This is a genomic window from Mesorhizobium koreense (genome assembly GCF_031656215.1).
In the GTDB taxonomy this organism is placed as follows: domain Bacteria; phylum Pseudomonadota; class Alphaproteobacteria; order Rhizobiales; family Rhizobiaceae; genus Mesorhizobium_L; species Mesorhizobium_L koreense.
Map to the genome: position 1 here is coordinate 4806846 of NZ_CP134228.1, position 13256 is coordinate 4820101.

A 13256-nucleotide genomic window follows, 5' to 3' on the forward strand; every position below is an offset into this window, starting at 1 on the left:
CAAACTGTTTCATCCGTGCAATCGAGGTAAATAACGCAGCAGGAAATCGTTAACCACGATGCCCATGCTCAGGCCTGCAATTCGGGGATATCCTTGTAGAGTTCGAGCGCTTCCGGATTGGCGAGCGCCTCCTTGTTCTTCACCGCCCGGCCGTGCACCACGTCGCGCACGGCAAGCTCGGTGATCTTGCCGGATTTGGTGCGCGGAATGTCGCGCACGGCGACGATCTTCGCGGGTACATGGCGCGGGCTGGCGCCGGAGCGTATCTTGGCCCGGATGCGCTGTTCGAGGTCCTTGTCTAGCGTCACCCCGTTGGCCGGCCGCACGAACAGGACGACGCGCACATCGCCGTCCCAGTCCTGGCCGATGCAGATCGCCTCGGCGATCTCCGGCATCTGCTCGACCTGATTATATATCTCCGCGGTTCCGATGCGGACGCCGCCGGGATTGAGCGTCGCGTCGGAGCGGCCGTGGATGATGATGCCGCCATGCTTCGTCCATTCGGCGAAGTCGCCATGGCACCAGATATTGTCGAAGCGTTCGAAATAGGCGCCGCGATACTTCGCGCCGTCCGGATCGTTCCAGAAGCCGATCGGCATGGAAGGAAAGGCGCGCGTACAGACGAGTTCGCCCTTCTCGCCGGCGATATGGCGCCCCTCCTCGTCCCAGACATCGACTGCCATGCCGAGCGCCGCCCCCTGGATCTCGCCGATCCATACCGGCTTGGTCGGAATACCGAGCACGAAGCAGGAGACGATATCGGTACCGCCCGATATCGAGGCGAGATGCACGTCCTTCTTGATGCCTTCATAGACAAAGACGAAGCTGTCCGGCGACAGCGGCGAGCCGGTCGAAGAGATCAGCCGCACGGTGGATAAATCGTGCGTATCGATCGGTCTCAGGCCCGATTTGTGCACCGCATCGATGAATTTCGCGGAAGTGCCGAAATAGGTCATCTTCTCGGCATCGGCGAAATCGAAGAGCACGCGCCCGTCCGGATGGAAGGGCGAACCATCATAGAGAAGCAGCGTCGCGCCGGAGGCGAGGCCGGAGACGAGCCAGTTCCACATCATCCAGCCGCAGGTGGTGAAATAGAAGAAGCGGTCGCCCTCGACGATACCGCAATGGAGCCGTTGCTCCTTCAGATGCTGGATGAGCGTGCCGCCGGCGGAATGGACGATGCATTTCGGGATGCCGGTCGTGCCAGAGGAATAGAGAATGTAGAGCGGATGCGAAAAGGGCAGAAGCTCGAACGTGACCTCGGCCGGGGTGAAGCGTGAAAGTGCTGCCGTCAGCGCCTCGCCGCGCGGCGTGGCCTTCGCCACCTCATCGGCGGCGCCAAGATAATCGACGATCAGCGCCTTGCGGACGCTCGGCATCCTAGCCACGGCCTGGGCGACCTTCTCGCCGACATCAATGCGCTTGCCGGCATACCAGTAGCCGTCCGGCGCGATGAAGAGAACCGGCTCGATCTGGCCGAAGCGGTCGAGCACGCCCTGAACGCCGAAATCCGGCGAGCAGGACGACCAGATGGCGCCAAGAGAAGCCGCGGCCAGCATCGCCGCCACGGCTTCGGGCATGTTGGGCATCATCCCGGCGATGCGGTCCCCGGCCTTCACGCCTTCGGCGCGGAACAACTGCTGCATGCGCGACACGAGCGCGTGGAGGTCGTCCCAGGACAGGCGACGTTCCACCTTGTCCTCGCCGCGAAACACGATCGCGTCTTCGCCGCCTTTCTTGCGTAGGAGGTTCTCGGCGAAGTTCAGCCTTGCATCAGGGAAGAAGGAAGCCCCGGGCATCCGGTCGCCGTCGACCATCACCCGGCTGCCCTTTTCCCCGATGACGCCGCATTGATCCCATACAAGGCCCCAGAACGCCTCGCGGTCCTCAATGGACCATTGGTGCAGCCGGCCGTAATCGCCGATGTCGCTTCCGCTCGCACGCGCGGCCGCTTTCATGAAGGCCGTCATCGGTGACGCTGCAATCGCGGCTGGTGAAGGAGACCAGAGCGGGGCTTCGGACATAACGGACCTCCGGAGAATGGATGCGCCGGTTATGCATATGGCAACCATCAAGGGCAATATGGCATCCGTGGCCTGTCGAGAATTGTTACATCCTGTTCGCAATCGTCATCGCCGGGCCACAATGACTTGAAATGGCATGACCGCCCCTTTAGCGCTCATATCCGAAGGGGCCAGGAACAATATGCCGTTGATTACGGTCAGAAGAACGATATGGGCCGCGGTTCTAGCGGTGTTCGCTGCCATGCTCCTGGCGGCCGCCTTGCCGCTGATCGCCTCGACCCAGATCGTCCGTAACAGGATCGCCCAGGAGATGGGCGCCTGGAGCGGCTATCGGGTCATTCTCGGCCAGGCGCCGGAAATCCGCGTATGGCCGAATTTCCACGCCACGCTGAACGACGTGACGCTGGCCGAATGGGGGACCGACGGACGCTCGCCGGTCATACGGGCGGAGCGGGTCGAGATAGACCTGTCGGCCATTGCCGCGCTGCGCGGCGAAGTGTCCTTTTCGCGGGTGCGGCTTTTCCGCCCGACGCTCTATGTCCAGCGCCGTTCTGCCGACCTTTATCTCCCACCGATGCCGAGCGGCGGCCGCATCGCTCGCTCGATCCAGCTTGCGCGCGCCGCCGTCAAGGCAAATCCGGCCAGCCCCGATCCGGCCGCGCTTGCGACCGATCCTTTCGGCACGATCGAGTTTTCGGACGGCCGCATCATCACCATGGCCGGCGGCAAGGAAGCGGAACTGATCACCGGTATCGCCGGAAATGTGAGTTGGGCGGCGCTCAACCGGGCGGCATCGCTTACCGCGACGGGCATCTGGCGCGGCGAGAACGTTGCCCTCACACTCGCCTCGGACCAGCCGCTGATCCTGTTTGCCGGCGGCAACGCGCCGGTCAACCTCGGCATGAAATCCGCGCCGCTGACGGTTTCCTTCGACGGAACAACGAACATTTCCGAGGGCGCCTTCGTCGACGGTACGGTGAAATTCTCCTCGCCGTCGCTCCGGCGCATGTTGGAATGGTCGCGCGCGGACGTCTCGGCCAGGGCGTCGATCGGGTCGATCTCGGTGAACAGCAAGGTCAGCGGCAATGCGCAGCGCCTGAAGTTCGACCATGCCGAAATCACGCTCGACGGCAATCCCGGCATCGGCGCGCTCGACGTTTCGATCGGGAGTGCCGTACCCGGCATATCGGGCACGCTCGCCTTCGATAGTATCGATCTGCATTCCTTCCTTGCCGCCTTCACGCCGCTTGCCTCGCTCGAGGACGGAAATCCCGGCCCGCCTTCGGGCGCCGGGCTTATCCAGGGCACCAATGTCGATCTCAGGTTGTCGGCGGTGAAGGCGACGGCGGGACCCGTGACGCTCGCCAACGTCGCCGCGACGGCGCAGGTGAAGCAGGGGCTCGCCGTCTTCGACGTATCGGACGCCTCTGCCTTCGGCGGCGATCTGCAGACAGGCGTGCGTATCGACCGCAAGCCGAACGGCAACCAGGTCGAATTGCGCTTTCACGCGACCGATATCGACGGGGCGCAGATCGCCAAGGCATTCGGCCTGACGCGACTGTTTCCGCAGGCGACCGGAAACGCCTCGCTGATGCTGAAGGGAATGGGTAGGGACTGGGAGACGGTGCTGGATACCGGCGAAGGGCAGATATCGGTGAGCTTCGGCGCCGGCAAGGTTCCCGGCATCGATCTGGCCGGCTTCATCAAGCGCGCCAAAAGCGCGGGCTTCTTTCCGCTGAGCGCGGTGGGAAAAGGCACGCTTGCCCTCGACAAGCTCGATCTCAAGGCGACCATAGCGGGAGGAGTGGCAACGCTCGACAAGGCCGAGGCGAAGAGCGGCGACCAGATCATTTCGCTTGCCGGGCTGGTGCCCTTCGTCGACCGTGGCCTGGCGTTGTCGGGGACGATCTATCCCACGCCAAAGCCGGCGCCCACCAGCAAGGATGCCGCCAAACCGGCCGTTGACCCGGCCCAACCGGCGGCCCCGGCTACCGACACGCGGCCAACCGCGGCGTTCTTCGTCGGCGGCTCTTGGAGCGCGCCCTACATCTCGCCGATCTATCCCTCGATGATGCCGGAATAGGCTTTTCGCTTATCGCTCCCGGTGCGTCCTTCGAGGCTCGCTTCGCTCGCACCTCAGGATGAGGACCGTTGGTGGCGCCATCCTCCCTCATTGTGAGGTGCGAGCCCGTGGACGAGCCTCGAACCATGCACTTACGCCCGCCGTGCGGCCTGCTCGTCGCGCAGGCGTCTTACTTCGCGGCGTTTGTTGACGATCGATGCGATGACGACGCCGGTCGTGACGATGGCGATCAGGATCGTGCAGACCGCGTTGATCTCCGGTGTCACGCCGAGGCGGACCTGGCTGTATATCTTCATCGGCAGCGTGGTCGCGCCGGGACCCGACGTGAAGCTCGCCACGACGAGGTCATCGAGCGAAAGCGTGAAGGCGAGCATCCAGCCCGAGACGACGGCCGGCAGGATGATGGGCAGCGTTATCAGGAAGAATGTCCTCACCGGCGGCGCACCGAGATCCATCGCCGCTTCCTCGAGCGAGCGGTCGAAGGTCAGGAGCCGCGATTGCACGACCACCGCGACGAAACACATCGAGAAGGTGATGTGGGCGAGGACGATGGTGAAGAAGCCGCGATCGAGGCCGGTCGCCACGAAGAGAAGCAGGAGCGACAGGCCGATGATGACGTCGGGCATCACCAGAGGCGCGTAGATCATCGCGGAAAAGAGGAGACGGCCGCGAAAACGCGTGTAGCGGACAAGGGCGATGGCCGCCATCGTGCCGAGGACCGTCGCGACACTCGCCGAGATCAGCGCAACGCGCAGCGTTACCCAGGCGGCGTCCTGCATTGCCCGGTCGCTCAGGAGCGCGACATACCATTTGGTCGAGAAGCCGGCCCAGACCGTCACCAGCTTGGAGGCATTGAAGGAATAGATCACCAGAAGCACGATCGGCAGATAAAGGAAGGCAAAGCCGAGCGTGACCGAGGTGATGTTGAAGCGGCTCCATCTCTGCCCGTTCATCGCCCTTCCCCCTGGGCGCGCGCCTGCGCCTGCTGGAAATAGACGATGGGGATAACGAGGATCAGGAGCAGGATGATCGCGACGGCCGAAGCCACCGGCCAGTCGCGGTTCTCGAAGAATTCCTTCCACAGTGTCTTGCCGATCATCAGCGTCTGTGACCCGCCGAGAAGATCGGGGATGACGAATTCGCCGACGGCCGGGATGAAGACGAGCAGGCAGCCGGCAACGATGCCCGGCAGCGACAGGCGGAAAGTGATCTTCCAGAAGGCGGAGATCGGCGTGCAGCCGAGATCTTCCGCCGCCTCGATCAGCGAATGGTCCATCTTCTCCAACGTCGAATAGAGCGGCAGGACCATGAAGGGCAGGTAGGAATAGACGATGCCGATATAGACCGCCTTCGTCGTGTTGATGATGATCAGCGGGTCGTCGATCACGTTCAGCGAGATCAGCAACTGGTTGAGCAGCCCTTCCGGCTTCAGGATGCCGATCCAAGCGTAGACGCGGATGAGGAAGCTCGTCCAGAAGGGCAGGATTACCATCATCAAAAGCGTCGGGCGGATGGTCGAGGGCGCCCGCGCGATGCCGTATGCTATCGGATAGCCGAAGATCAGCGTCAAAAGCGTCGAGATGGCCGCGATCTTCACGCTCGACAGATAGGAGAGGAGGTAGAGATTGTCCTGGGTCAGCCAGACGTAGTTGTCGAAGCTAAGTTCCTTCATCTTCTCCCAGACGCCCGCGAAACCATGGGCGAAGGAGAAAGCCGGGTTGTAGGGCGGCATGGCGATCGCCGTCTCTGACAGCGATATCTTGAAGACGATGAAGAAGGGGACGAGGAAGAGGACCAGCAGCCACGCATATGGAATGGCGATGACGAGCCTTTCCGTGATGGCCGAAGCGATGCGCCGCATCCCGCCCCCTACCGCGTCAGCACAATGCCGGCATCCGGCCGGAAATATATCCAGGCGCGGTCGTGCCAAGTGAGTTGTTCGGCGGCGGCGCGCCGGTCGTTGATGGAACTCGTGCGCACGATGCGACCGTCGTCGAGCCGGACATGATGGATCGTCATGTCGCCGAGATAGGCGATGTCCCAGACCTCGCCGTCGATCGCATTCAGACTCTCGTCCTCCGGCTTGGCGGCCGAGATGCCGATCTTCTCGGGCCGGACGGCGAACCAGGCTGCGGCGCCGTTCTCCGCCCCGGCCAGATTATCGATGCGCAGGCTTGACCCGTCGGTGCCGACGAGCCTCCCCGTCTGGCCTTGCCTGTCGGCCACCTTGCCCTCGAACAAATTCACCGTGCCGACGAAATCGGCGACGAAGCGGGTCACCGGCGCCTCGTAGATCTCGCCCGGCGTCGCCACTTGCATGACCTCGCCCTTGTCCATGATGGCGATGCGGTCGGCCATGGTCATCGCCTCCTCCTGATCGTGGGTGACGACGATGAAGGTGAGGCCGAGCTCGTGCTGAAGGTCCATCAACTCGAACTGCGTCTCCTCGCGCAGCTTCTTGTCGAGCGCGCCGAGCGGCTCGTCGAGAAGCAGCACCTTCGGCCGCTTGGCGAGCGAGCGGGCGAGCGCCACGCGCTGGCGCTGGCCGCCGGAAAGCTGGTGCGGCTTGCGGCGCGCGAATTGCTCCAGCCTTACAAGCTTCAGCATGGAGGCGACGCGCTCGGCGATCTCGGCCTTCGGCATGCGGTCCTGCTTCAGCCCGAAGGCGATGTTCTGCTCGACCGTCATATGCGGGAAGAGCGCGTAGGACTGGAACATCATGTTGACCGGCCGACGGTAAGGCGGGATGCCACGCAAATCCTGGCCGTCGAGCAGGATGCGGCCGGCTGTAGGTTCCTCGAAGCCGGCGAGCATGCGCAGAAGTGTCGATTTCCCGCAGCCGGAAGCGCCGAGCAGCGCAAAGAACTCTCGCTCGTAGATGACGAGCGAGAGGTTATCGACGGCGGTGAAATCGCCGAATTTCTTGGTGACGTTCTCGAAGGCGATATAGGGCTTCGCGGCGGGATCGTTCCAGGGAGCGAAGCTGCGGCGGATGCTTCCTAACGACGGCATGGCCCCTCCGCCTGTTCATCGTTTCGTCATCAGCGCGCCCCCGGTTGTCCGCGAGGGCACGCGAAACCGGTCAGTGGCCCGTGACGACCTTGGTCCACATGCGGGTCATGAGCCGCTGCGTCTTCGGATCGAGCGGCGAGGTCGTATAGAGCTTCTGCAGCACCTCCTCGGTCGGGTAGATGTTGGGATCGTCCAGCACGTCCTTGTTGACAAATTGCTGCGAGGCCTTGTTGCCGTTGGCGTAGTAGACATAGTTGGACGACTTGGCGATGACCTCCGGCTTCATCAGATAATTGATGAATTCATAAGCCTCCGCGACATGCGGGGCATCGGCCGGAACCGCCAACTGATCGAACCACATCTGCGCCCCTTCCTTGGGGATGGCATAGCCGATCTCGACCCCCTGCTTGGCCTCATCGGCGCGGTCGCGCGCCTGCAGCACGTCGCCCGAATAGCCGATCGCCACGCAGATATCGCCGTTCGCCAGCGCGTTGATGTATTCGGAGGAATGGAACTTGCGCACGTAAGGCCGGATCTTCAAAAGCAGTTCCTCGGCCTTGTCGAGATCGTCCTTCTTGTGGCTGTCCGGGTCGAGGCCGAGATATTGCAGCGCGGCGGGAACGACATCCGTCGGCGAATCGAGGAAATGCACGCCGCAATCCTTGAGTTTGGCCATCGTCTCGGGATCGAAGACGGCTTTCCAGCTATCGATCGTGTCGGTGCCAAGCGCCGCCTTGACCATCTTCTTATTGTAGCCGATGCCGACCGTGCCCCACATGTAGTTGATCGAATATTCATTGCCGGGATCGTAGCGGGCGGTTTGCTTGGAAATGAAATCCCACATGTTCTTCAGGTTCGGCAGCTTCGACTTGTCCAGCTTCTGGAAGACGCCCGCCTGGACCTGGCGTTGGAGGAAGCTGGCGGTCGGAACCACCACGTCATAGCCGGTGCCGCCGGCGAGAAGCTTGGTCTCCAGGATCTCGTTGGAATCGAACGTGTCGTAGGTGACCTTGATGCCGGTCTCCTTGGTGAAGTCCTTCAGGATCGAATCGTCGATATAGTCCGACCAGTTGTAGACATTGACGACGCGATCCTCCGCATGCGCCGGACCTGTCCAGACGGCGGCCGATGCGACGGCTGCAGCCAGCAATGCTTTGCGGATCATCGGGTACTCCTCATCTCTGCCCCAGGGGACTTCACCCACTTGGCCCGTCCGAGGATGGCGGGCCTTTTTGCGACGACCCTATTGGCCTTTTTGCAGTGCGACAAGCGTCGAATTGCCGCCATCCTCACCTCAATGGGGAGTGGGAAGACCGGTGACCCCAGGTTTGCGCGGGCGCGCGCGGCGCCTGAATTCGAGCGTGATATGGACAAGGACGGCGGCGAAGACGATAGCACCGCCGACCAGAGTACGTTCGGACGGTTCCTCGCCATGTACTAGCCAGACCCAGATCGGCCCGAGGATGGGTTCGAATGTGCCGAGGAGTGCCGCGAGCGCCGCCGGTATCAACCGCGCGCCGGAGGCGAACAGGGCAAGACCAAGCCCTAGATTGATGGCGCCGAAGGCGAACAGGAAGCCCATATCGGCCCTGGTCACGGCAAAATTCGTCGTCTGCGTCGCAGCCAGCACTCCCGCGATGATCGTGCCAAGGCAGACGGCCGGCGTCATCCGCACATGCGCGTAGCGGCGCGTCAGAACGGTTGCGACGGCGAGTGAGACAGCGATCACCAGCGCAAGGCCGTCGCCGAGGGGGGAAATCCCCCCGTCGAGCGAATCAGAGACCATTACGACGATGCCGAAGATGACGGCGGCGATAGCGAGCCATGTCGTCCAACCGACGGGCTCACGGAAGGCCAGCCATCCCAGCAGGGCCGCGATCAGCGGTGCGCCTGCCTGCATCAGCAGGATATTGGCCACGGTCGTATAGCCGAGCGCGACGACGAAGGCCGTCGATGCGGTGGCGAAACATAGCGCTACGACGATACCCGGAGCGCCCATTTCACGAAAAAGGACCAGGCTGCGCCGCACCCCGTCGCGCCACAGCATGAAGGCGACCAGAAACGCGATCGCCCACATCGAGCGCCAGAACACAACCGCCCAATGATCCGGTGTCTCGATGAAGCGCGCGATGGTGCCGCCGAGACTCCATAGAAGCGCAGAAAGGAAGACGAGGATGACGCCGAGACGTTCCTCGCGCGAGGCCGCGCCCGAAGAAGCGGCCGGCATGGCTGACGTTGGCGAACTTCGTTCGTTCATTCCTGCACCGTGCCGTCATTTTCCGTCGAGTAACATATCCTTTGCGACACTTGATCGCCGTTTTCGGCTGGCCTATCAATCCGATGCTGCTGGCCGGAAATCCGGCGTTGCAATTCACCCTGGGTTTACTTTCCGTACGGCGGCCATATCTCCGCCGGGCGACCCTTCGTTGCGCTCGTTGCGGATTTCGACTATCAAGCCGCGCTCGCCTTTTCTTGAACAGTCACTTCAGACCTCGATGGACCCGGCTGCAAACTTCAAGATCCTGATGTACAGCCACGACACGTTCGGTTTGGGGCATCTGCGCCGCAGCCGCACGATCGCGCATGCGCTGGTGGCACATTTCCCGAATGCCGAGGTCTCGATCATCTCCGGTTCGCCGGTTGTCGACGCCTTCTCCTTCGAGCCGCGCGTCAGCTATGTCCAGATGCCTGCCGCCAAGAAGCTCTCGAACGGCGATTACGCATCCGGTAACGATGCACGCTCCTTCGAACAGACGATCGCCGCGCGCGAGGCGATCATCCGGGAGGCAGCGGATCGGCTCGGGCCCGACATGGTCATCGTGGACAAGGAGCCTCTCGGCCTGGCGCGCGAGATGCTGCCTACACTGCGCATGCTGAAGGATCGCGGCGCCATCTGCGTGCTCGGCCTGCGCGATGTGCTCGACGCGCCTGAACTCCTCAACGAGGAGTGGGAACGCAAGCACATCACCGACTATCTCGAGGAACTCTATGACGAGATATGGATCTACGGGCCGGGCAGCTTCTACAACCCGCTCGCGGGCATAGACCTGCATGAGCCGGTGCTTTCGCGGACCCGCTATACGGGTTTCCTGCGCCGTTCGCTGCCTGATCTCGATGACGGGACGGCTGCGCGCTACGGCAAGGATTTCGTGCTGGTCACGGCCGGTGGCGGCGGCGACGGGCACGACCTCATGGCGGCGGCGCTCTCGGCCATCAAACAAGGGCCGGATCGCGAGACCCGCTATCTCTTCGTGCTCGGCCCTTTCATGACCGACCGGCAGCGCTTCGAGATCATGGCTCGCGCGGAAAGCGTGCCCAACATCGAGATCGTCGACTTCCTCGCCAATCTGGAAACGCTGGTGGCCAATGCGCGGGCCGTCGTCGGCATGTGCGGCTACAACACGTTCTGCGAGGTGATGTCGTTCGACAAGCGCGCACTTTTCGTGCCGCGCACGGCGCCCCGACGCGAGCAAAGCATCCGCGCCTATCGCGCCGAAGAGTTCGGCTGGGTCAACGTGCTCGACATCGAGGACGCCAAGCACGGCTCCGCCTTCCGCGCCGCCGTCAACCAGCTCACGCGTGGTCCCCTTCCCTCCGAGGCGGTCGCGCGGCCCGACCTCGACGGACTCAACCGCGTCTGCGCGCTTACCGAAATCCTGTTCGACCGTTTCGAGGCCGAAGCGGCCGGGCGCCTGCCCAAAGCCGCGCAGATATGAAAAGCTCGATCGCGGTGGTGCTGAAGTGCTATCCGCGCCTTTCAGAGACCTTCATCGCCCAGGAAATCCACGCACTGGAAAGCGCGGGATTCGATCTCACCCTGGTCTCACTCCGTCATCCGACGGACAAGAAGACCCACCCCGTCAATGACGAGATCCGGGCGCCGGTGGTCTACCTTCCCGAATATCTCTACCAGGAGCCTTTGCGCGTCTTCCGCGCGTGGCGGAAGGCGCGGAAGCTGCCCGGCTACCGCAAGGCGCGCAACCAGTGGCTCGCCGATTTTCGACGTGATTTCACCGCCAATCGCGGTCGCCGCTTCGGGCAGGCGCTGGTGCTGGCCGCGGAATTCCCCGAAAACGCCGGCTGGATCTACAGTCATTTCATCCACACGCCCTCATCCGTCGCGCGCTACGCGGCGGAGATGCGCGATCTTTCATGGTGCGCCTCGGCCCATGCCAAGGACATCTGGACCTCGCCCGATTGGGAGCTTTCCGAAAAGCTGGGCTCGGCGGAATGGACCGTGACCTGCACGGCGGGCGGCGCGGCCCATCTAAGGACACTCGCGGCAGCCCCTGAAAAGGTGAACCTCGTCTATCACGGACTCGACCTGTCGCGCTTTCCGTACCCTGCCAACCGCGTCTTGAGCCGGAACGGGTTGGACAAGAGCGATCCGGCTCGGTTGCTCACCGTCGGGCGCGCCGTCGCCAAGAAGGGGCTCGATACGCTGGTTGAGGCGCTGGCGCTCCTTCCGAGCGATCTTTCATGGCAATGGACCCATATCGGTGGCGGCGAACTACATGAAGCGCTAAAGGCGCAGGTGGGCCGGCTCGGACTCGACAGCCACGTGACGCTGCTCGGCTCTCGCGAGCAGACGGAAATCCTTTCAGCCTACCGCTCCTCCGACCTCTTCGTGCTGCCCTGCCGGATCGCACCGAACGGAGATCGCGACGGCCTGCCCAACGTATTGGTCGAAGCGCAGAGCCAGGGGCTTGCCTGCATATCGACCCCGGTCTCGGGCATAACGGAACTCCTGACCGACGAAGTGAACGGACTGCTCGTACCGCCCGACGACCCTGAGGCGCTTTCCGCCGCGATCGCACGTGCGATTCGTGATCCGGACTTTCGTGAAAGGCTGGGCGCCGCCGGCGCGGAACGAGTCCATGCGGAATTCGACCACAGGGCGACGATCGGGCGGCTGATCGCGCTCTTCGAAAGCATGGGTACCGGCGCGGCCGCCGGTCACGAAAGGGCGGCGGCGTGACGCGTATCCTCTTCTACGTCCAGCACCTGCAAGGTGTCGGGCACGTCTTTCGCGCCGCGCGTATCGTGCGCGCGCTCGTCGCCGGCGGCCTCGACGCCGATGTCGCCTATGGCGGCGAGCCGATCGGCGGCTTCGATATTCCCGGCGCGCGCATCCACTATCTGCCGCCGGTGAGGGCCGGCGGCGAGGTGTTCAATCGGCTGGAGGATTCCGAAGGCAACCCGATCGACGACACCTATAAGGAGCGGCGGCGGGCCATGCTGCTTTCGCTTTTCGATCGGGCGGCGCCGGATATCGTCATTACGGAGGCTTTTCCCTTCGGCCGCCGGCAGATGCGCTTCGAACTCCTGCCCTTGCTCGAACGGGCGAAGGCAAGACCGAACCGGCCGCTCATTGTCGGCTCTGTGCGCGATATCCTTCAGGAGAACGCCAAGGCCTACAAGGATCGTGAAACCGTCGAACTGCTCAAGGCTCATTTCGACCATGTGCTGGTCCATGCCGACCCGAACCTGGTAAGGCTCGAACGGACCTTTCCGCTGACGGGCGAAATTTCCGACAAGCTGCTTTATACGGGCATCGTGGCGCCAGAGCCCTGCCCTCCGGCGGCGGATCGGCAGTTCGACGTCGTCGTGTCGGTCGGCGGCGGCGCGCTCGGTCACCGGTTGCTCATGGCTTCGGCGCAGGCGAAGGCGATCTCCAGCCTGCGCAATGCGCGCTGGCTGATCGTGACCGGGATCAAATTCTCGGCCGAACACCGGGCGGAACTGAACACCTATATCGACGGCGGTGTGACGGTCGAGGCATTCCTACCCAATCTGCAGGCGATCCTCGCTGGCGCGCAGCTTTCGATCTCGCGGGTCGGTTACAACACCATCGCCGATATCTACCGGGCCGGATGCCGGGCGATCGTCGTACCGTTCTCCGACGGAATAGAGACAGAGCAGATCCGGCGGGCTGAACTGCTCGCCGAACGCGGTCTTGCCGAGACGATCGGCCATGAGAACGAGACGCCCGAGGCGGTCGCTGCGGCCATCGACCGCGCCATGGCGCGCCCGGCGCCGAACCGCTCATCCCTCAATCTGGATGGGGCACGCAACTCGGCGCAGATACTGAAGCGGCTTGTCGCCGGCGAACCGGTCGACCGATATCGCTGAAGCGT

Annotated in this window: 10 protein-coding genes; 4 read left to right on the forward strand and 6 right to left on the reverse strand. The window is 63.2% G+C overall.

Annotated elements, in window-relative coordinates:
- Nucleotides 1–68: 68 nt before the first annotated feature.
- Nucleotides 69–2024: an acetoacetate--CoA ligase gene (locus tag RBH77_RS22905; RefSeq protein WP_311029880.1), complete on the reverse strand. Its 1956-nt coding sequence runs from the start codon at nt 2022–2024 to the stop codon at nt 69–71.
- 181 nt (nt 2025–2205) lie between these two features.
- On the opposite strand from RBH77_RS22905, the gene RBH77_RS22910 reads away from it, so the two are divergent.
- The gene (locus RBH77_RS22910; RefSeq protein ID WP_311029881.1) at nt 2206–4107 is read left to right on the forward strand and encodes an AsmA family protein; all 1902 of its coding nucleotides are present in this window, start codon (nt 2206–2208) and stop codon (nt 4105–4107) included.
- Between the two features lie 131 nt (nt 4108–4238).
- Here RBH77_RS22910 and RBH77_RS22915 read toward each other — a convergent pair whose 3' ends face one another.
- From RBH77_RS22915 to RBH77_RS22935, 5 genes are all read right to left on the reverse strand, one after another.
- The gene (locus RBH77_RS22915; protein WP_311029882.1) at nt 4239–5060 is read right to left on the reverse strand and encodes an ABC transporter permease; all 822 of its coding nucleotides are present in this window, start codon (nt 5058–5060) and stop codon (nt 4239–4241) included.
- Nucleotides 5057–5968 (reverse strand): ABC transporter permease subunit, encoded by a 912-nt coding sequence (locus tag RBH77_RS22920; protein WP_311029884.1) that lies wholly within the window; start codon nt 5966–5968, stop codon nt 5057–5059. The genes RBH77_RS22915 and RBH77_RS22920 overlap by 4 nt, the downstream gene beginning before the upstream one ends.
- Nucleotides 5969–5976: 8 nt before the next feature.
- Nucleotides 5977–7119 (reverse strand): ABC transporter ATP-binding protein, encoded by a 1143-nt coding sequence (locus RBH77_RS22925; protein WP_311029885.1) that lies wholly within the window; start codon nt 7117–7119, stop codon nt 5977–5979.
- A gap of 70 nt (nt 7120–7189) precedes the next feature.
- On the reverse strand, nt 7190–8284 hold the full coding sequence (locus tag RBH77_RS22930; RefSeq protein ID WP_311029886.1) for a polyamine ABC transporter substrate-binding protein: 1095 nt from the start codon (nt 8282–8284) through the stop codon (nt 7190–7192).
- A gap of 129 nt (nt 8285–8413) precedes the next feature.
- Complete coding sequence (locus RBH77_RS22935; RefSeq protein WP_311029887.1) at nt 8414–9376, reverse strand: DMT family transporter; 963 nt, start codon at nt 9374–9376, stop codon at nt 8414–8416.
- A 238-nt stretch (nt 9377–9614) separates the two neighbouring features.
- On the opposite strand from RBH77_RS22935, the gene RBH77_RS22940 reads away from it, so the two are divergent.
- From RBH77_RS22940 to RBH77_RS22950, 3 genes are read left to right on the forward strand one after another with little or no spacing between them, the layout of a single operon-like run.
- A complete protein-coding gene (locus RBH77_RS22940) occupies nt 9615–10835 on the forward strand; it encodes a glycosyltransferase family protein (RefSeq protein ID WP_311029888.1) in 1221 nt (406 codons plus the stop codon).
- Entirely contained in the window at nt 10832–12097 is a 1266-nt protein-coding gene (locus tag RBH77_RS22945) for a glycosyltransferase family 4 protein (protein WP_311029889.1), read from the forward strand. Before RBH77_RS22940 ends, RBH77_RS22945 begins: the two co-directional genes overlap by 4 nt.
- Nucleotides 12094–13251, forward strand: coding sequence for a glycosyltransferase family protein (locus tag RBH77_RS22950; protein WP_311029890.1), 1158 nt, complete (start codon nt 12094–12096; stop codon nt 13249–13251). The genes RBH77_RS22945 and RBH77_RS22950 overlap by 4 nt, the downstream gene beginning before the upstream one ends.
- Nucleotides 13252–13256: the final 5 nt, after the last annotated feature.